19 protein-coding genes are annotated in these 20,049 nt (G+C 69.0%); 4 read left to right on the top strand and 15 right to left on the bottom strand.

Going from position 1 to position 20,049, the window contains the following annotated elements:
• Window positions 1–94: 94 nt before the first annotated feature.
• The 3 genes from ACQ858_RS18995 to ACQ858_RS18985 form a co-directional block, all read right to left on the bottom strand.
• On the bottom strand, window positions 95–310 hold the full coding sequence (locus ACQ858_RS18995; protein WP_088954635.1) for a DUF3820 family protein: 216 nt from the start codon (window positions 308–310) through the stop codon (window positions 95–97).
• Entirely contained in the window at window positions 307–471 is a 165-nt protein-coding gene (locus tag ACQ858_RS18990; RefSeq protein ID WP_431274134.1) for a hypothetical protein, read from the bottom strand. Before ACQ858_RS18990 ends, ACQ858_RS18995 begins: the two co-directional genes overlap by 4 nt.
• Before the next feature lie 85 nt (window positions 472–556).
• Window positions 557–1,411 carry a low temperature requirement protein A gene (locus ACQ858_RS18985; RefSeq protein ID WP_431274133.1) on the bottom strand — a complete coding sequence of 285 codons (855 nt, stop codon included), beginning with the start codon at window positions 1,409–1,411 and terminating at the stop codon, window positions 557–559.
• Window positions 1,412–1,561: 150 nt separating this feature from the next.
• On the opposite strand from ACQ858_RS18985, the gene ACQ858_RS18980 reads away from it, so the two are divergent.
• Entirely contained in the window at window positions 1,562–2,809 is a 1,248-nt protein-coding gene (locus ACQ858_RS18980; RefSeq protein WP_431274132.1) for a DEAD/DEAH box helicase, read from the top strand.
• Window positions 2,810–2,815: 6 nt separating this feature from the next.
• Here ACQ858_RS18980 and ACQ858_RS18975 read toward each other — a convergent pair whose 3' ends face one another.
• Both ACQ858_RS18975 and ACQ858_RS18970 read right to left on the bottom strand, forming a co-directional pair.
• Entirely contained in the window at window positions 2,816–3,976 is a 1,161-nt protein-coding gene (locus tag ACQ858_RS18975) for an acyl-CoA dehydrogenase family protein (protein ID WP_431274131.1), read from the bottom strand.
• A gap of 93 nt (window positions 3,977–4,069) precedes the next feature.
• Complete coding sequence (locus tag ACQ858_RS18970; protein WP_431274130.1) at window positions 4,070–5,071, bottom strand: SDR family NAD(P)-dependent oxidoreductase; 1,002 nt, start codon at window positions 5,069–5,071, stop codon at window positions 4,070–4,072.
• A 104-nt stretch (window positions 5,072–5,175) separates the two neighbouring features.
• Between ACQ858_RS18970 and ACQ858_RS18965 the strand changes: the two genes are divergently transcribed.
• Entirely contained in the window at window positions 5,176–6,078 is a 903-nt protein-coding gene (locus ACQ858_RS18965) for a LysR family transcriptional regulator (protein WP_431274129.1), read from the top strand.
• Between the two features lie 13 nt (window positions 6,079–6,091).
• Here ACQ858_RS18965 and ACQ858_RS18960 read toward each other — a convergent pair whose 3' ends face one another.
• The 4 genes from ACQ858_RS18960 to ACQ858_RS18945 all read right to left on the bottom strand — a co-directional run bounded on the left by ACQ858_RS18960 (window position 6,092) and on the right by ACQ858_RS18945 (window position 10,502).
• Complete coding sequence (locus tag ACQ858_RS18960; RefSeq protein ID WP_431274128.1) at window positions 6,092–7,729, bottom strand: hypothetical protein; 1,638 nt, start codon at window positions 7,727–7,729, stop codon at window positions 6,092–6,094.
• Between the two features lie 83 nt (window positions 7,730–7,812).
• On the bottom strand, window positions 7,813–8,637 hold the full coding sequence (locus ACQ858_RS18955; RefSeq protein ID WP_431274127.1) for an ABC transporter permease: 825 nt from the start codon (window positions 8,635–8,637) through the stop codon (window positions 7,813–7,815).
• Window positions 8,638–8,661: 24 nt separating this feature from the next.
• Window positions 8,662–9,648, bottom strand: a complete 987-nt coding sequence (locus ACQ858_RS18950) for an ATP-binding cassette domain-containing protein (protein ID WP_431274126.1) — start codon at window positions 9,646–9,648, stop codon at window positions 8,662–8,664.
• Entirely contained in the window at window positions 9,612–10,502 is an 891-nt protein-coding gene (locus ACQ858_RS18945; RefSeq protein ID WP_431276901.1) for a LysR family transcriptional regulator, read from the bottom strand. Before ACQ858_RS18945 ends, ACQ858_RS18950 begins: the two co-directional genes overlap by 37 nt.
• A gap of 218 nt (window positions 10,503–10,720) precedes the next feature.
• Between ACQ858_RS18945 and ACQ858_RS18940 the strand changes: the two genes are divergently transcribed.
• Window positions 10,721–11,707: a pyridoxamine 5'-phosphate oxidase family protein gene (locus ACQ858_RS18940; RefSeq protein WP_431274125.1), complete on the top strand. Its 987-nt coding sequence runs from the start codon at window positions 10,721–10,723 to the stop codon at window positions 11,705–11,707.
• Here the strand turns inward: ACQ858_RS18940 and ACQ858_RS18935 are convergent.
• Window positions 11,679–12,053: a cytochrome P450 gene (locus ACQ858_RS18935; RefSeq protein WP_431274124.1), complete on the bottom strand. Its 375-nt coding sequence runs from the start codon at window positions 12,051–12,053 to the stop codon at window positions 11,679–11,681. The genes ACQ858_RS18940 and ACQ858_RS18935 overlap by 29 nt on opposite strands.
• Window positions 12,054–12,141: 88 nt before the next feature.
• Window positions 12,142–12,828, bottom strand: a complete 687-nt coding sequence (locus ACQ858_RS18930) for a hypothetical protein (RefSeq protein WP_431274123.1) — start codon at window positions 12,826–12,828, stop codon at window positions 12,142–12,144.
• Window positions 12,829–12,881: 53 nt separating this feature from the next.
• On the opposite strand from ACQ858_RS18930, the gene ACQ858_RS18925 reads away from it, so the two are divergent.
• Entirely contained in the window at window positions 12,882–13,568 is a 687-nt protein-coding gene (locus ACQ858_RS18925) for an ArsR/SmtB family transcription factor (protein ID WP_431274122.1), read from the top strand.
• A gap of 106 nt (window positions 13,569–13,674) precedes the next feature.
• Here ACQ858_RS18925 and ACQ858_RS18920 read toward each other — a convergent pair whose 3' ends face one another.
• From ACQ858_RS18920 to ACQ858_RS18905, 4 genes are all read right to left on the bottom strand, one after another.
• On the bottom strand, window positions 13,675–15,192 hold the full coding sequence (locus tag ACQ858_RS18920; protein ID WP_431274121.1) for an AMP nucleosidase: 1,518 nt from the start codon (window positions 15,190–15,192) through the stop codon (window positions 13,675–13,677).
• A 135-nt stretch (window positions 15,193–15,327) separates the two neighbouring features.
• Window positions 15,328–16,683, bottom strand: coding sequence for a glutathione-disulfide reductase (gorA, locus tag ACQ858_RS18915; protein WP_431274120.1), 1,356 nt, complete (start codon window positions 16,681–16,683; stop codon window positions 15,328–15,330).
• A 61-nt stretch (window positions 16,684–16,744) separates the two neighbouring features.
• Entirely contained in the window at window positions 16,745–18,799 is a 2,055-nt protein-coding gene (locus ACQ858_RS18910; RefSeq protein WP_431274119.1) for a DUF6600 domain-containing protein, read from the bottom strand.
• 117 nt (window positions 18,800–18,916) lie between these two features.
• The gene (locus ACQ858_RS18905) at window positions 18,917–19,891 is read right to left on the bottom strand and encodes an extracellular catalytic domain type 1 short-chain-length polyhydroxyalkanoate depolymerase (protein ID WP_431274118.1); all 975 of its coding nucleotides are present in this window, start codon (window positions 19,889–19,891) and stop codon (window positions 18,917–18,919) included.
• Between the last annotated feature and the right edge of the window lie 158 nt (window positions 19,892–20,049).

Genomic DNA, 20,049 nt, shown 5'->3' with positions numbered 1-20,049 from the left:
GTCATGCTGCGTACCTGACCTTTTTCTGACTTGTCTCATAAGCATTTCCACGTAGCACCATCGGCAGTGGTGCGTACGCGCATGCGGCGGACCTTCAGCCCTTGCGTCGCAGCGGCGCAAGCAGGCCCTTGAGGCCGTTGTGGTCGATCTCCTGCATCAGCGCCAGGAGCCGGCCGATCTCTCCCTTGGGGAAGCCTTCGCGCGCGAACCAGTTCAGGTAGTTGCCGGGCAGGTCGGCGATCACGCGGCCCTTGTACTTGCCGAAAGGCATTTCGAGCGTGACGAGCTTTTCGAGGTCTTCGGGTTTCATGGCGCGGTGGCCGGTTGCTGCGCCTTTCGCCTCGCGCGGCGCGTGCGGGTGTCGGAGGCGGCGACACCGATGATGATGACGGAGGTCAGCACGTTCATCGTCAGCAGATCGAGCTTCGGCGCGATCGCGACCAGCGCCGCCGAGGCGAGCAGTCCGGCCATGTGCGAAGGGGGAAACGGCCGTACACGATGCGCTTGTAGAGACCGTTGCCGAGCTGGTAGGCCACCGGCGCACCGATCATCACGATCAGTTCGGCGAGGCCCATGTGGCCGTGCGGATGGGCGATGACGAGCTCGTTGCCCACGGCCGTGATGATGATGCCCCCACCAGCAGCACATGCACGTAGTGGAACCAGGCGCCGATGCGGCCCGGGTCGTCCGAATGCTCGATCACGTGGCTGCCGTCCGCGCTGCTGGTGTCGAAGTACAGCCACCACATCGCGAGGCTGCCGATGAAGGCGCAGAGGAACGCCGCGGTCGAGAGCGTGCCGAGCGCCCCGGTCTTGGCGAAGGTGTCGCCTGTGATGAGGATCGACTCGCCCAGCGCGATGATCACGAAGAGCTGGCAGCGCTCGGCGAGATGGCCGCCCTCGATGGTCCAGTCGGACGTCTGCGAACGCCCGAGCCCGGGCAGGCGGAAGCCGAACATTGGCGAGACGTACTCGCACGCCACCGCCACCGCCCACCAGCCGATTCGCGCCGGCCCGGCCGCGAACGCGCCCGCGATCCAGAACACCGCCGCGATGCCGTTCCAGCCCAGAATGCGCCGGAAGTTGGCCGCGAGCACGTGCCGCTCGCGCAGCATCAGGTAGACCACGATCGAACGCCCGACCTGGATCGTGACGAAGGCGGCCGCGAAAGTCGTTCCGCGTTCCGCGAAGGCGCCTGGGATCGCCGCCGACATCACGAGTCCCACCAGCATCACGCCGAAGAGCAGCAGCCGCACGGAGGCGGTGCGCGGATCGAACCAGTTGGTCACCCAGGCGGTGTATTGCCAGCCGAGCCACACCGCGAACCAGAGCAGCAGCGTCTCCAGCGCGCCCCGCGGCGTGAGATGGCCGAGCAGGTAGTGCGAAAGCTGCGTGACCGCGAAGACGTACACCAGGTCGAAGAACAGCTCCTCGTAGGTGACCTTCGCTTCGCCGCCGTCGCGGCGCCGCAGGGCGGGGGGTGTCGGGGTGGGCGCGGCCGTGCATGGCCGGATTCTCTCCGCCCCCGTTCAACTCCGCCCGGGGCTCTGTTCCAATCCATCATGTCATTCGAAACCCTGGGGCTCGACCCCGCCTTGCTGCGCGCGGCCGCCGAGCGGGGCTATGCCGCGCCCACGGCCATCCAGCGCGAAGCCATTCCCCCGATCCTGCAGGGCCGCGACCTGCTGGGGGCGGCGCGCACCGGTTCCGGCAAGACCGCGGCATTTGCGCTGCCGCTGCTCCAACGGCTTGCGCAGCAGGCGCCGCAGGCACCCCGGGTGCTGCGCGCACTGGTCCTGGTGCCCACGCGGGAACTCGCGGCGCAGGTGGGCGAGTCGATGCGCGGCCTGGCCCAGCACCTGCCCGCGCGGCCCAGGATCGCGGTCGCGTTCGGCGGCGTCTCGATCAATCCGCAGATGATGGCCCTGCGCGGCGGCGCCGACGTCATGATCGCCACGCCGGGCCGCCTGCTCGACCTGGTCGATCGCCGCGCGCTCCGGCTGTCGGCGGTATCGACGCTCGTGCTCGACGAGGCCGACCGGCTGTTCGACCTCGGCTTTGCCGACGAACTCGGGCGCATCCTGGCCCTGTTGCCGGCGCGGCGGCAGAACCTGCTGTTCTCGGCCACCTTTCCGCAGGCGATCCAGTCGTTGGTCGACGCGCAGCTTCGCGATCCGGTGCGGGTGGAAAGCTCGGAGGAGAAAAGCGCCGAGCCCACGATCCTCCAGCGCGCGATCGAGGTCGACGCGTCAAGACGCACCCAGCTCCTGCGGCGGCTCATCGAGGACAGCGGCTGGACGCGCGCGCTCGTTTTCGTCGCAACCCAGCACGCCGCCGAGATCGTGGCCGACAAGCTGCGCAGGGCGGGCATCGAGGCCGAGGCCTTTCACGGCCTGCTGAGCCAGGGCAAGCGCACGCAGGTGCTCGCGGATTTCAAGGCGTCCCGGGTCAAGGCGGTGATCGCGACCGATCTGGCGGCGCGAGGGATCGACGTCGTCCAGTTGCCGGTGGTTGTGAACTACGACCTCCCGCGATCGGCGGTCGACTACGTGCACCGCATCGGGCGTACCGGCCGCGCCGGCCAGAGCGGCCCGGCCGTGAGCTTCGTCAGCGCCGCCACCGAGGCGCATTTCAGGCTCATCGAGAAGCGACAGGGCCTCACGGTGCCGCGCGAGCGCGTGGCCGGATTCGAGCCGGTGGAAGCCGCGCCGCCGGCGGGCGCGGGCACGGGCGGCATCAAGGGGAAGCGCCCGAGCAAGAAGGACAAGCTGCGTGCGGCCGCGGCGGCGACAACGAAGACCGCTTCCTGAGCGTTGTCAGTCCCTTGGGGGCTTCTTCGCGATCCCCATCGTCTTCGCGAGGATGCCCAGCATCACTTCGTCCGCACCGCCGCCGATCGAGGCCAGCCGGCCGTCGCGGTAGAGGCGCGAGACGCGGTTTTCCCAGGTGAAGCCCATGCCGCCCCAGAACTGCAGGCAGGTGTCGGCCACCTCGCGCGTGAGGCGGCCGGTCTTGAGCTTGGCCATCGATGCGAGCTCGGTCACGTCCTGGCCCTGCACGTGCAGGTCGCACGCGCGGTAGGTGAGAGCGCGCAGCGCCTCGATCTCGGTCTTGAGTTCGGCGAGCTTGAACTGCACCCACTGCTGGTCCGCCAGCGTGCCGCCGAAGAGCTTGCGCTGCTGCGCCCATTCGATGGTCTCGGCGATGCACTCGTCCAGCGGCACCAGCGAACTGGCGGCGCACCACAGCCGCTCCTCCTGGAACTGCTGCATCTGGTAGACGAAGCCCTGGCCTTCCTCGCCGATGCGATAGCGCTGCGGCACGCGCACCTCGTCGAAGTAGATGAGGCCGGTGTCGCTGGAGTGCATGCCGATCTTGCGGATCTTCTTCGCGTTGGTGATGCCGGGGCTGTTCATCGGAACCATGATGAGCGACTTGTTGCGGTGCACCGGGCCGTCGCTGGTGTTGACCAGCATGCACATCCAGTCGGCCTGCAGGCTGTTGGTGATCCACATCTTCTGCCCGGTGATGACGTAGTCGCCGCCGTCCTTGCGCGCAAGGCTCTTCAGGCCCGCGACGTCGCTGCCCGCGCCCGGTTCGCTCACGCCGATGCAGCCCACGGTCTCGCCCGCGATCGCCGGCGCCAGGAACTCGCGCCGCAGCGCATCGCTCCCGAAACGGGCCAGCGCCGGCGTGCACATGTCGGTCTGCACGCCGATCGCCATCGGGATGCCGCCGCAGCTCACGTGGCCGAGCGCCTCGGCCATCGCCATCGCGTAGGAATAGTCGAGGTCCGAGCCGCCGTAGACCTCCGGCTTGTTCAACCCCAGCAGCCCGAGCGCCGCGAGCTTGCGGAAGACCTGGTGCGCGGGAAACTGCTCCGCCGCTTCCCATTCGTCGACATGCGGATTGATCTCCTCATCGATGAAGCGGCGCAGCGTCTTCTGGATCTCGAGGTGTTCGTGGGTGTACTGCATGCCTTGTCTCCGGTCGGTCCGCTTGTGGTGCGTGATCCGGAGACTGTAGGACGCGCCCCGCGCGGCGCGCTTGCGGGAAGTGGCTACAGGCTGTTACGTCGCCTGTCGCTCGCCATGGGTGCGGGGCGCCTGTATGCAGCCCAGCCCTTCGAGCGTCGCGCGGACGGCTGCATCGAGCTGCGTGTGCGGCTCGCTCCCCAGCAGCGCCACCAGCCGTGCATTGCGCAGGCGAACGGGCGTCTGCCACAGGTAGCGCATCTCGCGCAGCTCGCGCAACATCGGCACGAACGGCGAGGCCAGCATCGCGAGCCGCCATGGAAAACGCCGCACCGGTAGATCGGGGCGCCCGCTCGCGCGCCGGATCGCGGCCTGCATCTGCGTGCCATCGGCATCCCAGTGGCCGGCCATGTGGACGCTCTCGAACGTCGCGAGCGCATGCTCGCGCTCGACGAGCTGCGCGATGGTCTCCGCCATGTCGGGCAGGTAGGTCCACTGGTGGCCGAGGCCGGGGCGGCCCGGATCGGTGATCGAAGCGAGTGGTCGCCCGGCCTTCACGAGCCCCTGCGCGAACCAGTTGCTGCCCGCGCGCGGCCCGAAGAAGTCGCCCGCGCGCACCACGAGCGAGCGCACCCCGCGCGTGGACGCTTCGCGCAGGTGCTGCTCCATCCGCACGCGGATCGCCCCCTTGCGCGTGACGGGGTGTTGCGGCGCGTTTTCATCGATGTCGGGAAAGGCGTCCGGCCCGTAGTTGTAGACGTTGCCCGGCAGCACGATCCGCGCGCCCGTGGCTTCGGCCGCGCGGAGGGTGTTTTCGAGCATCGGCGGCACCAGCGTCTCCCAGTCCCGATAGCCGGGCGGGTTGACCGCGTGCACGATCAGCGCGGCGCCGCGCGCGGCGGCGATGACGCTCGCGGCGTCCATCGCATCGCCCGCGACCCACGCCGGGCGCGGAGTGCTTGCGGACCATTGCGCCGCAGCCCGGGCCGGGTCGCGGGCCAGCGCCCGCACCTTCCAGCCCCGCCGCAGCAAGGCTGACGCGGTTTCCCCGCCGATGCCGCCGGTCGCGCCGAGCACCAGTGCCGTACCTCTTTCCATGACTGCTTCCTTCTCGTGTTGCCTGGATGCACCGATTCTTTGGGCAGGCACGGATAAGCACAATTGTCTGAACCATGCAGTCGGCTAGTATGAAATATATGAGCATGAATCCACTGGACTGGGAAAGCCAGCGCGCCTTTCTCGCCGTGCTGCGCGAGGGCAGCCTCTCCGCTGCCGCGCGCGCGATGGGCGTGGCGCAGCCCACGGTGCGGCGCCGTCTTGACGCCCTGGAGCGCTCCATCGGCGTCGCGCTGTTCACGCGCTCGCCCACGGGTCTGACGCCGACCGATGCGGCGCGCGATCTCGGCGCCCATGCCGAGGCCATGGGCGCTGCGGCCGATGCGTTTGCGCGCGCGGCGTCGGCCGACACCGGCGGGGTGTCCGGCACGGTGCGCATCACCGCCAGCGAGGTCGTGGGCGCGGAGGTGCTGCCCTCGATGCTGGCCAGCCTGCAGCGCAAGCACCCGGGCCTTGCGTTCGAGCTCAGCCTGACCAACCGCAACGAGGATCTGCTGCGCCATGAGGCCGACGTCGCGATACGCATGGCGCGGCCCACGCAGGCGGCCCTCGTCGCGACGCGCGTGGGCATGGTCGAGCTCGGCTTCTTCGCGCGGGCGGACTACCTGAAGAAGAACGGCACGCCGAAGAGCCTCGACGAGCTCGGCCGCTTCGCGTTGATCGGACCGGATCGCGAGACGGCCCACCTGCGCTGGCTTCGCGATCTTGGCATCGACCTCAGGCGCTCGATGTTCAGTTGCCGCACCGACAACCAGATCGCGCAGCTCGGCGCGATCCGCGCGGGCCTGGGCATCGGCGTGTGCCAGAAGGCGTTGGCCGCACGCGACCCGAAGCTGGTGCCGGTGTTGCCTCGCGCGTTCAGCCAGGGGCTCGAGACCTGGGTCAGCATGCACGAGGACCTGCGACGCATGCGGCGCGTGCACGTGACCTTCGCGCACCTGGTCACCGCCCTGACCGCGTACTGCGGCAAGGCGGCGCCTGACGCGTGAAGCCGGCGGGAACTCAGCGCTGCGGCCGGATCCGATAGAGCGCGTTGTTGCGGTCTGCGGTCACGTAGATCGTCCCGTCGTTGCCCACCGCCACGCCCGTGGGCACGTAAGGCGGCGGCATGCCGGGGCCGCCTTCGAGGCCGATCGGCAGGCCTTCGGCGACGGTGCGTCGCGTGCCCGCGATCGGGTCGATCTCCACCAGCCGCCGCGCCGCGCTCTCCGCGACGATGAAGCTGCCCCACGGCGTCTGCGCCACGCCCTCGGGCAGGGCCAGCCCTTCGGCGACCGCGCGCAGCGGTGCGCTCGCGTCGAGCGGAATGCGCGTGAGCTTGCCCGCGGCTTCGGTGACGTAGAGCGCGCCGTCCTTGCCGAGCGTCATCTGCACCGGCCCGCCGAGGCCGCTCGCGATGACTTCCTTCTGCTCGAACTTCGGGCCGCTCGCACGCGTGATGCTGCCGGTTGCGATCTCGGCGTAGACCACGCTGCCGTCGGGCATCGGGATGGCGTCGTACGGCGCCTTCAGGCCGTGGATCACGGCCGTGGTCTTCAGGCTCTTGCGATCGACCAGTTGCACCGTGCCGGTGAACCACGACGCCAGCGCGAAGTGGGTGGGCGAGAGCCCGACCGCGAACGGATATTCGAGCTCCGGATCGCGCTGCATGCGGAAGATGTCGCGCACCGCGCCGGTGGTCGCATCGACCTGCCGGAAGCCGAAGACGTCGGCGACGAAAAGATCGTTGCCGTCGATCTTCATGCCGCCCGGCACCGCGAGCTTGCCGCTGGTGAGCGTGCGCAGCTCGCCCGTGCCGGGGTTGAAGGCCTCGACCGAGTTGTCGGCCATGTTCGAGACGTAGATCGTGCCTTCGGGTGCGATCGCGAGGTTGTCGAGCGACGGCTTGAGCTGCTTCGCCACCGTCTTGCGGCCGGTCGAGAGTTCGACGCGCACCAGCTCCCCGCTTCGCGCATCGACCACCCACAGGTTGCCCTTGCCGTCGAGGTTGGCGGCGGCCGGGATCTTGAAGCCATCGGCGATCACCGTCATCGCCCCGTCGGCCGGCGCGATCTTCACCACCTGGCCCTTGAACCAGAGCGGTCCGTAGATCATGCCGTCGGGCCCGACCTCGAAGCCGTTCAAGCCGCCCATGTCTTTTTTGATGAGGCGCGGCGGCTTCTGGCCGGCGGGATCGATCTCCCACAGCGCGTCGCCGAGGAACACCTGCGACGCATAGAGCTTGCCGTTGCGGCGGTCGAAGTCCAGCGAGTTGAGGCCGGGCAGGTCCTTGGCGACCACCCGCATCGGCGCGGTGTCGCTGTCGCGCATGCGCAGCATGCCCATCAGGTAGTTGGTCCACGCCAGTTCGCCCCTGGGGCCGACCGCGATGTCGTCGGCCTGGCCTTCGACGCTCGGGATCAGGACCCGGGCGGCGCCTGTCTGCCGGTCGACCTCCCAGAGCGCGTTGCCCACCACCGAGCCCGCGAGCAGCCGCCCCTGCTTGTCGATGGCGAGCCCATGCACGCCGCTGAAGGACGAGGGCGCGACGATCGCTTCGGGTGCTGCCCAGGCGTTCGGCCGCGCAGGCGGCGCGATGGTGCTGCATGCGCCGAGAAGAAGTGCCGACGCCGCAAGGGCACCGCCGATGATTCGCTTCATGCTGTCTCCTGGTTATGGTTGTTGGCCGGTCGCAGTCTAGGAGCCGATCCGGCCTTTGCAGTCACCCGCGGGACAAGGGTGCATCAAGCCTTGAAGCGCTTGCGCGTGAGTCCCAGCGCGATCCAGTAGGCGGCGACCGTGTAGGCCACGAGCACCACCGCGTGCCGCAGCCAGTCGTCGGGCCATTGGTCCATGAAGAGCGGCCGCACCAGCATCACCGCATTGGTCAGCGGCAGCCACGCGGCCACGGCACGCACCACGCCCGGCAGTTGATCCAGCGGAAAGAACACGCCCGACAGGAACATCATCGGCGTCATGAACAGCGTGAAGTAGTAGGTGAAGAAGTCGTAGCCCTTCGCGAGCGCATTGAAGATCAGCGCGATGCACGAGAAGGTGATGCCGCAGCCCACCAGCACGAGCCACGCGATGACGAGCTTCGGCGTGTGGCTGATGCCCAGCGAGAGCATCACGAAGAGGATCGCGGTGGTGGTGAAGATCGCCTTGAAGCCGGCCCAGAGCATCTCGGCCAGCACCACGTCGTCCAGGCCGACCGGCGCGTTCATGATGCCGTCCCAGGTCTTCTGCACGTGCATGCGCGAGAAGGCCGAATAGAGCGCCTCGAACGAAGCCGCGTTCATCGCGCTCATGCAGATCGAGCCGCTCGCGAGGAAGAGGATGTACGGGATGCGCGTGCCCTCCACCTCGACCTGCCCCACGAGCGCACCCATGCCGTAGCCGAAGGCCACCAGCCAGATCAACGGCTCGGCGATGTTGCCGATCAGGCTCGGGATCGCGAGCTTGCGCCACACCAGCAGGTTGCGCAGGAACACCGGCCACCAGCGCATAGAGAGCTCGGGCGGGCGCCAGACGGAGCGGGCCGGCGGTGCGGCGTCGATCACTGCGGACATGGGTTTGGGTCTCCTGGGTCGCGGTCAGCCATCCTCGCGGATCTGACGACCCGTGAGCTTGAGGAACAGGTCTTCCAGATTCGCCGGCCGATGAAAGGTGCGCAGGCCGCTGCGGTCGCCCAGCGCCGCCATCAGGCCGCGCGCGTCCTGCGTGTAGAAGAACACCGTCTCGCCGCTCACTTCCACGCGGGCCGCGTAGTCCTTGAGCGGCGATTGCGCGAGTTCGAGCGCGCCGTCGCCGTAGAGCTCGACCACGTCCGGCTCGAGATACTGCGCGATCAGGTCGCGCGGCCGCCCTTCCGCGATCTTGCGGCCATGGTCGAGCACCAGCAGTCGCGAGCACAGCCGCTCGGCCTCGTCCATGAAGTGCGTCGTCAGCAGGATCGACTTGCCCTGCTGCAGCAGCACCTGGAGCCGTTCCCACATGAGGTGGCGCGCTTGCGGGTCGAGGCCGGTGGTGGGCTCGTCGAGCATCAGCAGCTTGGGATCGTTGACCAGTGCGCGCGCCAGCGACAGGCGCCGCCGCATGCCCCCGGAGAGTTCGCCCGGCTTGGCATCGGCCTTGTGCGACAGCGCCGCGAATTCGAGCAGCTGCGGAATGCGCGGCATGATCTGCGCGCGGCGCATGCCGAAGTAGCGCGCGTAGACCATGAGGTTCTCGGCGCATGTGAAGTCGGGGTCGAGCGTGTCGAACTGGCTCACCACGCCGAGCTGTGCCTTGATCGCGCGCGCATCGCGCGGCATCGAAAGCCCGCCCAGCGCCTCGATCGTGCCGCGGTCCGGCGCAGTGAGCCCGAGGCACATGCGGATGGTCGTCGTCTTGCCGGCGCCGTTCGGGCCGATCACGCCGAGGCATTCGCCGGGCGCGATCTCGAACGAGAGGTCGTTGACCACCACGGACTCGCCGTAGCGCTTGAAAAGGCCGTGGGCCTGGAAGAGGGGTGTCGGCACCGGCCCATTGTGGCGCAGGACCGTCAGAGCGCGATGCCGGCGAATTCCTGCTTGATCCATTCGACGAAGACCCGCGTGCGTGCGGGAAGCAATCGAGCGTGGGGATAGATCACGCTGACCGGTCGAGGCGGCGGCTCGAAGTCTTCGAGCACGATCTCCAGTCGTTTCTGCGCGATGTGCGGCAGGACCTGATAGGAAAAGAAGCTGCCGAAGCCCACGCCCGCCGCGCAAGCTTCGACCGCGGGTGCGATGTGGTTGAACTCCAGGTTCCCCTGCGTCGATACCGAGATCGGACGGCCTTCGTCGCGGAACCGCCAGGGGCCGATGGTGGTGGGGTGGATGTGCACGCAGTTCGCCTTCAGCAGATCGCGCGGATGCTTCGGCCTGCCATGCCTGCGGAGGTATTCGGGGCTCGCGACCACCACGCGGCGAATGCTGCCGAGCTGTTGCGCGACCAGCGATGAATCCTCCAGTGCGCTGATGCGAATGCCGACATCGATGCCTTCTTCCGGCAGGTTCACGGGCCGATCGTGCAGGAGCACGCTGCAGCGCATCTTCTCGTAGCGCTGCAGAAAGCGAACGATCGCCGGCGACACGTACATGTGGCCGAAGAGCACGGGCGCGGTCACGATGAGCCGGCCGGTCGGCTCGGCGGCGTCGATCGTGAGCGCGCGATCAGCCGCATCTGCCGCGGCCAGCACCTCGCGCGCGCTTTGCAGATAGGTACGGCCTTCCGAGGTGAGCGAGATGCGGCGTGTCGTGCGGTGGAAAAGCCGAACCCCCAGATGCGCTTCGAGCGCGGCGAGCGAGCGCACCACCGCGGGCAGCGAACTGTCGAGCGCGTCGGCGGCCTTGGTCAGGCTGCCCTGGTCGGCAATCTGCACGAAGGTCTGCATGGCTTTGAGGCGGTCCATGGCGCGATTAAACCGGAAACCGGAGCAGTCAAGTGCAATCCGCACCATTGTTCCCCGGCAGGCAGCAAACCAGAATCAGCGTCTTCACAGCCCGTCAGGAGAAACCAAATGAATGCCAGGCGTCCCACCCACCGATCAAAGGTCTTCATCGAGGATGTCGATGTGACCGTCGCCGATTCGAACGCGATCGCACCGATGCGGAGCGCGGAGGTGACCCGATGAAGACCGGGTCGCCATGGCATGAGGGCGAGCGCGCGATGCAAGCGCGCGTGGGCGCCGCCGAGAAGCTCGCGGGGTTCGGCCCGCGCCTCATGCGCGACTTCATGCCGGACCAGCACCGGAGCTTCTTCGCGCAACTGCCCTTCGTGATCGCGGGCAGTCTCGATGAAGCGCGCCAGCCCTGGGCGAGCGTGCTCGCCGCGCCGCCCGGCTTCGCGCATTCGCCGGATGCGCATCATCTGCGCGTCGATGCGCTGGCGAGTGCGGGCGATCCGTTGTCGCGTGCGCTCGTGGCGGGTTCGCCGATCGGCTTGCTCGGCATCGAGCTGCACACGCGGCGGCGCAACCGCGTGAACGGCATCGTGTCGGAGATCGATGCGCGCGGCTTCATGGTCGAAGTGCGGCAGAGCTTCGGCAACTGCCCGAGGTATATCCAGGCGCGCGAGCCGGTGTTCTCGGACGAGGGCGGTTTGGCGCCCGATGTCCGTCGCATGGACGGCCTGGATGCGGCCGCCCGGCGCATCGTCGAGCAGGCGGACACCTTCTTCATCGCGACCGCGCATCCTTTGGCGGGGGACGGTGAGGCATCGCACGGCGTCGACGTCTCGCATCGCGGCGGCCGGCCGGGCTTCGTGCGGGTGTCCTCGGGCGGCATGCTGACCGCGCCGGACTTCAATGGAAACACCTTTTTCAACACGCTCGGCAATATCGCGGTGAACCCTCGGGCGGGCCTGCTGTTCATCGACTTCGAGACGGGCGATCTCCTGCAGCTTGCCGTGAGCGCCGAGGTGGTGTGGGATGGTCCCGAGCTTGCGGCATTCGAGGGAGCCGAGCGGCTGCTTCGCATGCAGGTCGTCTCCGCGCTGCATCGCCCTGCAGCGCTTCCGCTGCGCTGGGGCCGTGCGGAGCCGTCGCCGTTCCTCGCAGGAACGGGCGACTGGGCCGAGGTCGCGCGGCTCAATGAAAGCGCGGGATCCGCGCGTTGACGGATGGCTGGTAGTCCCAGCTACGGGCCAGCAGCGCATCGGTGCGGAGGCCGCCTGACAGCAGCGCCCGGAGCCCCGCCGCCGCGATCGTGAACGCGAGCGCCGGGCCGGGGCAGGCATGCGGGCCGTAGCCGAAGCCGAGTGTTTGCCGGTGGGTGCGCATCAGCTCGAAGGTCGCCGGTGCGGGGTTGAGCGCGGGATCGCGGTTCGCCGCGGCCAGCACGAGCAGAACCGCGTCGCCCGGCGCGAGCACGGTGCCATCGACGATGGTCGATCGCAGGGCGAAGCGGCGCGTGTTCTGCACCGAGGGATCGTGGCGCGCGACTTCTGCGACCAGTGCGGGCAACAGTTCCCACCGCGCGCCGAGCTTGCGCCGAAGGTCCGGCTCGCGCGCCAGTGCCGCGAGACTGTTGCCCAGGAGGCCGGCGGTCGCATCACAGGTTTGCGACAGCAGGCCGACGAGATTCGCGCAGGGTGCGCGAGTTCGGCTCCGGTGCCTCGGCCTGTACGGCAGCGAGCAGGCTGCCGTGCGGCGCGGGGCGGGTGTTCGCGAGACGTTCGAATCGATCCATCAGCGCCGTGGCGGCGCTGCTCGCTCGGTCCAGTTGCGCGGGCATCGAAAGCGGCGAAAGGCATGCGACGAATTCGCGCATCCAGTCGGACAAGATCGGCAACGCGTCTTCCGCGAAGCCGAGCAGATGCGCCGCCGCGCGCACCGGATACGCAAGGCAGAACCCGGACAACGGCGCATGTGACATCCGCGCCGCGATGCCCACTGCTTCCTCGTGCGCCGATGCGAGGTCCAGCCCGGCCAACGCACGCTGCAGCACAGGCTTGTGCCTCGCATGCGTGTCGCCCTCGTTCATCCGCACCAGCTGCCCGAACACTTCGCCTGCGGGCGTTCCCGCGATCGCGGCGGGTACTGGCTCGGCGATGGGGCGAACCCGCAGCGCATCGTTCGTCAGCAGGTCGCGCACGACGTCGGCGCGGCTTGCGATCCAGAGCTGCAGCCGTTCGTCGCGCACCAGGGCCGGCCCGCTTCGCAGCGCGGCATACCAGGGGTAGGGATTCGGATGCGTGACGGCCGCAATGGCGTCGCCGGGTGGGGCAGTGCGTGTCATGAGGAGAGAGTGTGGGCTTTCTCTTGCAGACACACTTCGCTTACGATCGAAATGTGAATGCACATGCCGACATCGATCTTGCCCGCCTCGCCGGTGCCATTGCCGAGCCCGCGCGTGCCCGCATGCTGTGCTGCCTGATGGACGGCCACGCACGCACTGCCACCGAACTTGCCACGGTCGCCGAGGTCGCGGCATCGACCGCCAGCGCGCACCTGTCGCGCCTCAGGGAGCAGCGCCTGATCGAGTCCGTCGCCCAGGGCAAGCACCGCTACTTCCGTCTCGCGAGCGGGCAAGTGGCGACCGCGCTCGAAAGCCTGCTCGTCGTCGCCGGCACGCCGCGCGGTGAATTCCGGCCCACCACGCCGACCCGTCTTCGCGCTGCACGTACCTGCTACGACCACATGGCCGGCGCCGCCGGTGTCGCCCTGCACGATCGTCTGCACGCGCAAGGTTGGTTGCAGGGCACGTCCGACGATGGTGACTACGCCCTCACCACCGAAGGCGCCGTGGCGCTGGAGTCCTTGGGCATCGACGTCGATGCCTTGCGCACATCCCGTCGCCGTTTCGCCTGCGCCTGCCTGGACTGGAGCGAAAGGCGCCCACACCTCGGCGGCGCGCTGGGCGCGGCATGGCTGCAGCTCGCGCTGCGCCGAGACTGGGTCCGCCAGGACCTCGACGGCCGGGCGCTCGCAGTCACCGTCAAGGCGCAGCGAGAACTCCCCGAACTCTTCGGCGCTTGAACGCCCCGGTGCCAGGGACCCCGCGGAACCGGCTCCGCCGGGCCGCCGGGGTCGCCCCCGGAGAGGGGGTGCAGAGCCACACGAAGTGGGCGAGGCTGGGGGAGATCTACTGGAACGCGACTTCAGCGAAGCTGCGCAGCTTGCGGCTGTGGAGCCGGCTGGATCCTTCCTTGCGCAGGATATCGATCGCTGCCATGCCGATGCGCAGGTGCTGCTCCACGCGCTCGCGGTAGAACTGGTTGGCCATGCCCGGCAGCTTGATCTCGCCGTGCAGCGGCTTGTCGCTCACGCACAGCAGCGTGCCGTAGGGCACGCGGAAGCGGAAGCCGTTGGCGGCGATGGTGGCGCTTTCCATGTCGAGCGCCACCGCGCGGCTCTGGCTGAAGCGGCGCTGTGGCTGGTTGCCCGGCAGCAGCTCCCAGTTGCGGTTGTCGGTGCTCGCGACGGTGCCGGTGCGCATGATCTTCTTGAGCTCGGTGCCCTGCATGCCGGTGACGTCGGCCACCGCCTTCTCGAGCGCGAGCTGGATTTCCGACAGCGCGGGGATCGGCACCCACAGCGGCAGCTCTTCGTCCAGCACGTGGTCCTCGCGCACGTAGGCGTGTGCCAGCACGTAGTCGCCGAGCTGCTGCCCCTGCCGCAGTCCGGCGCAGTGGCCGAGCATCATCCAGGCATGCGGCCGCAGCACCGCGACGTGGTCGGTGATGGTCTTCGCGTTGGCCGGCCCGACGCCGATGTTGACCATCGTGATGCCGGTGCAGTCCTCGCGCACGAGGTGGTAGCCGGGCATCTGCGGCAGGCGCGAGGGTGGCGTGCCCTGGGTGCCGTCGAGCAGGCTGCCATAGAGATCGCTCGAGCCGGCCGAGAGGCCCCGGCGGCGCGTGATCACGTTGCCGGGCTCGATGAAGGCGATGTATTCGCTGTTCTCGTCGGCCATCGCCTCGTGGCCGAGCCGCACGAATTCGTCGATGTAGAACTGGTAGTTGGTGAAGAGCACGAAGTTCTGGAACCAGTCCGGCGCCGTGCCGCTGTAGTGCCGCAGGCGGTGCAGCGAGTAATCGACCCGCGCGGCGGTGAAGAGCGACAGCGGCTGCGCCTCGCCGGGCCGGGCCTCGAAGGTGCCGTTGGCGATGCCGTCGTCCATCGCGCCCAGGTCCGGCAGGTCGAACACGTCGCGCATCAGGGCGCGGCGCTCGGCGCTCATCGTGCCTTCGATGTGGTCGTTCTCGGCGAAGGAGAAGTGGATCGGGATCGGCTGCGTGCTGGTGCCGATCTCGAGCTCGACCCGGTGGTTTTCGAGCAGCAGCCTGAACTGCTCGCGGTAGTAGCGCCGGAAGAGGTCCGGCCGTGTCAGCGTCGTCTCGAAGCGGCCCGGCCCCGAGACGAAGCCGTAGCTCAGTCCCGCATTGGCCGCCGGGGTCTGCCGCGTGACGGTGTGCGTGTGCACGCGCACGAAGGGGTAGCAGGCCCGCACACGCCCCGGCAGGGTTTCGCCGGCGACGAAGCGCTGCATCGCATCGCGCAGATGCTGCAGGCCGCCCGCATAGATGAGGCGAACCTGTTCGAGGGCGGCGTCCGGGTCGGTGAAGCGGGCTGGCGCAATGAAGGCGGGCATGTAGGGCATAAGACATTGTGGCTCACCCCCAGGTTGGCTCACTTCGTGTAGCCGCCCACCCCTCACCGGGGGGCAACACCAGCGGCCCGGCAAAGCCGGTTCCGCGGTGTTTCCCGATGGGGCCTGGCTGCGCCGGCCGGGTGCTCAGCCCGGCATGGGCTCGCGCATCGTTACGAACTCTTCGGCCACCGTGGGATGAATGCCGATCGTGCTGTCGAACATCGCCTTGGTGGCGCCGGCCCGCATCGCGACCGCGAAGCCCTGCACCACCTCGCCGGCATCGGGGCCGACCATGTGCAGGCCCACCACGCGGTCGCTGGCCGTGTCGACGACCAGCTTCATGAAGGTGCGTTCCTTGCTGCCCGAAATCGTGTGCCGCAGCGCGCGGAATTCGCTGGAAAAGATCGTGACCTCGCCGAACTTCATGCGCGCGCCGGCCTCGGTGTAGCCGCAGGTGCCGACGTTGGGGTGCGTGAACACGGCGGTCGGCGTGAATTCGTAGTCGAGCCGGCGCTTGCCCTGGCCGAAGAGGGTGTCCACCACCACCATCGCTTCGGCCAGTGCCACCGGCGTGAGCGGCTGCCGGGTGGAGACGTCGCCGACCGCGAAGATCGAAGGCACGGAGGTGCGGTAGTGCGCGTCGACGACCACGCTGCCACGTCCGTCGAGCGTCACGCCCGCGGCTTCGAGGCCCAGGCCCTGCGTGTTCGGAATGCGGCCGGTCGCGAACAGGATGGCGTCGGCTTCCACGCGCTGCCCGCGCGAGAGCAGGGCGCACAGGCCGGTCTCGAGGCGGCTGACCATCGTCACCTCGCTGTTGTAGCGGATGTCGATGCCGGCGCGCACCATTTCCCGGCCGAGGAAATCGCGGACGTCCTCGTCGAAGCCGTTGAGCAGGTGCGCGCTGCGCTGCACCTGCGTGACCTTGGCACCCAGGCCGTTGAAGATCGAGGCGAACTCGCACGCGATGTAGCCGCCGCCGATCACCAGAAGTCGCTTCGGGAAGGGGTCGAGGTCGAACATCCCATCGGACACCAGCACATGCTCGCGCCCCGGCAGATCGGGCACGAAGGGCATGCCGCCGGTGGCGATCAGCACGTGCTTCGCGGTGAACCGCTTTTCGTCGGCCTGCACGGTGTGCGCATCCGCGAGCTGCGCCCAGGCCTGGATCAGCGTCACGCCCGCGCCTTCGAGCAGACTGCGGTAGACGCCGTTGAGCCGCAGGATCTCCTGCGCGCGGTTGGCTTTGAGACGTCCCCAGTCGAAGCGCGTCTCGCCGACGTGCCAGCCGTAGCCCGGCGCTTCCTCGAAGGATTCGGCATAGCCGGCCGCGTAGCTGTAGAGCTTCTTGGGGATGCAGCCGACGTTGACGCAGGTGCCGCCGAGCTCGGCGCATTCGGCCAGCGCGACGCGGGCGCCGCGCTGGGCGGCCATCCGCGCCGCGCGCACGCCGCCGCTGCCGCCGCCGATCACGAAAAGGTCGAAGTCGAAGGTGCGCATCGGGAACTCCTTGGTGGCGAGACTTTAGCCCGCACCGCGGAGAAGCCGATGAGTGCCGCAGTCAGGGCTTGTCCGGCTGGCCTTGGTCCTGCCCGGGGCGGCCCATGCCGCGCTGTCGGGCCTCCTGCGACTGTCGCATTGCCTGCTGCTGCTGCGCCTGCTGTTGCTGGGCCCGCATCGCGGCTTGTTGTTGCTGCTGTTGAAGCTGCTGCATCTGCTGGGCTTGCGCCTGCGCCGCGCGCTGCTGCATCTCCATCTGCTGGCGCTGGAGCTGGAGCTGCTGCGCCTGCATGGCCTGAGCGGCGGCGCGCTGCTGCGCCTCCATCTGCTGGCGTTGCAGCTGAAGCGGTTGCGCTTGCTGGGCCTGCGCGGCTTGAGCGGCCGCACGCTGCTGGGCTTCCTGTTGCTGGCGCTGGGCCTGCATGGCCTGCGCTGCGGCGCGCTCCTGCGCTTGCGCCTGCGCGCGCTGCGCTTGCTGGATTTGCTGCGCCTGCTGGGCTTGCAGGGCTTGAGCGGCCGCGCGTTGCTGAACTTCCTGCTGCTGGCGTTGCGCCTGCTGGAGCTGTTGCGCCTGCACGGCCTGAGCGGCGGCGCGTTGCTGGGTTTCCAGCTGCTGCCGCTGGGCCTGCTGCATCTGCTGCACCTGCGCCTGCATGGCTTGCGCGGTGGCGCGCTGCTGCATCTCCGTCTGCTGCCGCTGAAGCTGCTGGGCCTGCTGCACCTGCAAAGCCTGCTGGAGCTGGTGCTGTTGCGCCGCCTGGATCGCCGCGGGCGGCGGCGCGACCGGCCGGCCGAAGCCGCCGCGCTGCTCGCCCATGCCGCCGCGCAGAGGAATCGGTGCGCCCATGCCGACCGGCACGCCCACCAGCCGGTCGTGCGGAACCTGGACCACGTCGCGCCGTCCGACCGGGCCGCGTCCGAACGCATCCATGGGCACGAGCGTGATCGCGCCCGGCGTCTGCCGGTTGGCGAAAGCGACGTTGCGCGAGGGCATGTGCGGGCCGAGCGCGGCGCGGTTGGCGGCGTCGACATAGCGTTGGCTCGCGCGATATCCCGGCCGCCAGGCCTCGCCCGGTGCCAGCGGGAACCAGCCGATGCCCTGGCGCCCGCCGCTGATCGCGATATTGGCGCCGGCGACACCGCCACCCACGAAGCCCACCAGCGCGGGCGCATAGACAGGGTGCGCATGCGGACGGCCCGGCACCCAGCCCCAGCGCCGCCCGATGTGTGCCCAGCGGCCATAGTGCATGGGCGCAAAGCCCCACGGGGCGGCGTCGATCCAGGTCCAGCCCCAAGGGACGATCTCGACCCATTGGCCGTACTGGTACGGCGCCCAGCCCGCATCCACATCGCGCGGATACCAGACGTCGCCATAGGTCGGGTCGTTCTGCCAGTCGCCGTAGGCGTCGAGCTGCTGGTAGCCGAGCACGTCGCGCGACACATAGCGCGCGGAAATCGATTGATCGTCGAGGCGGTCTCGCTCGGCGACCCAGCGATCGAAATCGCCCGCGCCGCGCGGCGGTGCGCCGCTCACTTCCGCGAGGTTGCGGCCGGACACCGTCAACTGCTGGCGCGCGCCCAGCGGCATCGATTCGCCGTTCTCGCCGAACAACATGGCGCTGCCGGCCGCGATGGCGACGCGCGTGGTGCCGGCGGCCGGATCGGTGTCGATCCGGTAGTCGCCCGGGCCGTCGATGACGGTGGCCAGGTTCGCTGTGCCGATCTCGATGCGCTGGCCGGCGAGTTCGTCGCGCACGCGCATCTGCAGGTCGCCCTGGGTGGCAGTGATGCGCAGGGTCTCGTCGTCGAGTTCGGAGAGGGTGACGGCTGTCTGCTCGTCGAGCCGGACCGCGGTCGATCCGACGTAGATCTCGGCGCGCGAGTTGCGGTCGGTCCACAGGCGGTCGCCGCTGGTCAGCGGGCGGTTCGGGTCGGCCCGGTACCAGTTGTCGTCGCCGGCCGGCGACACGCTCACGGTGCCCTGTTGGAAGTTGAGCCGTCCCACGCGCCCGGGCGGATCTTGCTGCGCCGCGGCATTCAGACCGACGAAGAGCATCAACAGTCCCAGCAGCCAGCCGGCCGCGCGGCGTGGAAGGAGCGAATTGCGTGGATTCATGGGACTCCCAAGGGTTGCTTGCCATTCAACGCGCCAGGTTCGCCCGGCGCTGTCGTCTGCGATGCAAACCAAGGTGAATATCCCGCGCAGGAGGAAACCGTGTGTAAGCGCAGCGCTTCAGGCTGCGTTTGCGGCCTGGCGATCGCTGCGCGGATGGGCCAGGAAGAAACGCAGCATCTCCGCGCTCGCGTCGGGTCCCGCCGGATCGGTGAACGAGCCTTCCGGGCTCCCGCCGGCCCACGCATGACCGCCGTCATGCAGCAGCCAGTGCTCGACGATGGGGAGGCCGCGCGCGTCCGCGTAGGTGCGGCGTGTCACGCTGCGGCCGTTGCGGGATTGCGTGCGCGATTCCCCGGCGTGCGATGCGCCATCCTGGCCCGCGAGCGCCGCGGCGACCAGATGCTCGCCGTTGCGCGGATGGACAGTCTCGTCGGCATCGCCATGGAACACGATGGTCGGCATCCGGGGCCGTTCGCCCGCGCCGGCGCGGCCTGTCTTCATCGCCGCCAGCGCGGACACGACATCGCTCGCAGCCCCCGCGGGCACACCGGAATGGACGCCGACCGCGGCGAAGAGATCGGGGTACGCGCGCCCGAGGATGTCGGCCATCGCGCCGCCGGCCGAGAGGCCCGCGACGTACACGCGCGCCGGGTCGACGTCGTGCTCCGACATCACGAATCGCGTGAGCGCCGCGAGCAGCGCCGGCTCGCCGCGATCGCGCTGCTGGTGCTGGGGCTTGAACCAGTTCCAGCAGCGATGCGCATTGGCGTGCCGCGCCTGCGCCGGGTACAGCACGAGAAAGCCATGCGCGTGCGCGAGCCGGTTCATCCGCGTGCCGGTGGCGAAGTCGTCGGGGTTCTGGTTGCAGCCGTGCAGCATGAGCACGAGCGGGCGCCGCTGGCCCGGGATCTTGCGCGGCACGAAGAGCTTGTAGGCGATGGCGTGGTGCTGGTGCGCGAAGAGCCCATCGGCCCACTCGTCGGCGGCGGGTTCGTGTGCAGCGTGCGTCGTCCGCGCAAGACCCATGCCGTGCAGCGCACGCCCGGCGAGGTGGCGCGCGGCGCCTGCCAGTCGATCGAGAAACGAATTCACCGCCCCATGCTACCGGGTCAACATTGCACGATCCGGGACATCCGGCGCCCGCCATCCGTGGAGGTGAATGTTTGTGACGGAGAGGGTCTTCGAGAACCGGGGAAAATTTCGGTCGAGCGACTCCGTTCGCCCCCCTACCAACCCGAGCACCCAAAGGA

The organism is Variovorax ureilyticus, assembly GCF_050632185.1.
In the GTDB taxonomy this organism is placed as follows: domain Bacteria; phylum Pseudomonadota; class Gammaproteobacteria; order Burkholderiales; family Burkholderiaceae_C; genus Variovorax; species Variovorax ureilyticus_A.
The sequence above is the reverse complement of the archived record's forward strand: the minus strand, read 5'-3'. Positions and strand labels throughout refer to the sequence as shown.

Coding starts and splice junctions, on each gene's coding strand:
- ACQ858_RS18995 (WP_088954635.1), bottom strand. CDS start 310: ATGAAACCCGAAGACCTCGAAAAGCTCGTCACGCTCGAAATGCCTTTC.
- ACQ858_RS18990 (WP_431274134.1), bottom strand. CDS start 471: ATGGCCGGACTGCTCGCCTCGGCGGCGCTGGTCGCGATCGCGCCGAAG.
- ACQ858_RS18980 (WP_431274132.1), top strand. CDS start 1,562: ATGTCATTCGAAACCCTGGGGCTCGACCCCGCCTTGCTGCGCGCGGCC.
- ACQ858_RS18975 (WP_431274131.1), bottom strand. CDS start 3,976: ATGCAGTACACCCACGAACACCTCGAGATCCAGAAGACGCTGCGCCGC.
- ACQ858_RS18970 (WP_431274130.1), bottom strand. CDS start 5,071: ATGGAAAGAGGTACGGCACTGGTGCTCGGCGCGACCGGCGGCATCGGC.
- ACQ858_RS18965 (WP_431274129.1), top strand. CDS start 5,176: ATGAATCCACTGGACTGGGAAAGCCAGCGCGCCTTTCTCGCCGTGCTG.
- ACQ858_RS18960 (WP_431274128.1), bottom strand. CDS start 7,729: ATGAAGCGAATCATCGGCGGTGCCCTTGCGGCGTCGGCACTTCTTCTC.
- ACQ858_RS18955 (WP_431274127.1), bottom strand. CDS start 8,637: ATGTCCGCAGTGATCGACGCCGCACCGCCGGCCCGCTCCGTCTGGCGC.
- ACQ858_RS18950 (WP_431274126.1), bottom strand. CDS start 9,648: ATGGATCAAGCAGGAATTCGCCGGCATCGCGCTCTGACGGTCCTGCGC.
- ACQ858_RS18945 (WP_431276901.1), bottom strand. CDS start 10,502: ATGGACCGCCTCAAAGCCATGCAGACCTTCGTGCAGATTGCCGACCAG.
- ACQ858_RS18940 (WP_431274125.1), top strand. CDS start 10,721: ATGAAGACCGGGTCGCCATGGCATGAGGGCGAGCGCGCGATGCAAGCG.
- ACQ858_RS18930 (WP_431274123.1), bottom strand. CDS start 12,828: ATGACACGCACTGCCCCACCCGGCGACGCCATTGCGGCCGTCACGCAT.
- ACQ858_RS18920 (WP_431274121.1), bottom strand. CDS start 15,192: ATGCCCTACATGCCCGCCTTCATTGCGCCAGCCCGCTTCACCGACCCG.
- gorA (WP_431274120.1), bottom strand. CDS start 16,683: ATGCGCACCTTCGACTTCGACCTTTTCGTGATCGGCGGCGGCAGCGGC.
- ACQ858_RS18910 (WP_431274119.1), bottom strand. CDS start 18,799: ATGAATCCACGCAATTCGCTCCTTCCACGCCGCGCGGCCGGCTGGCTG.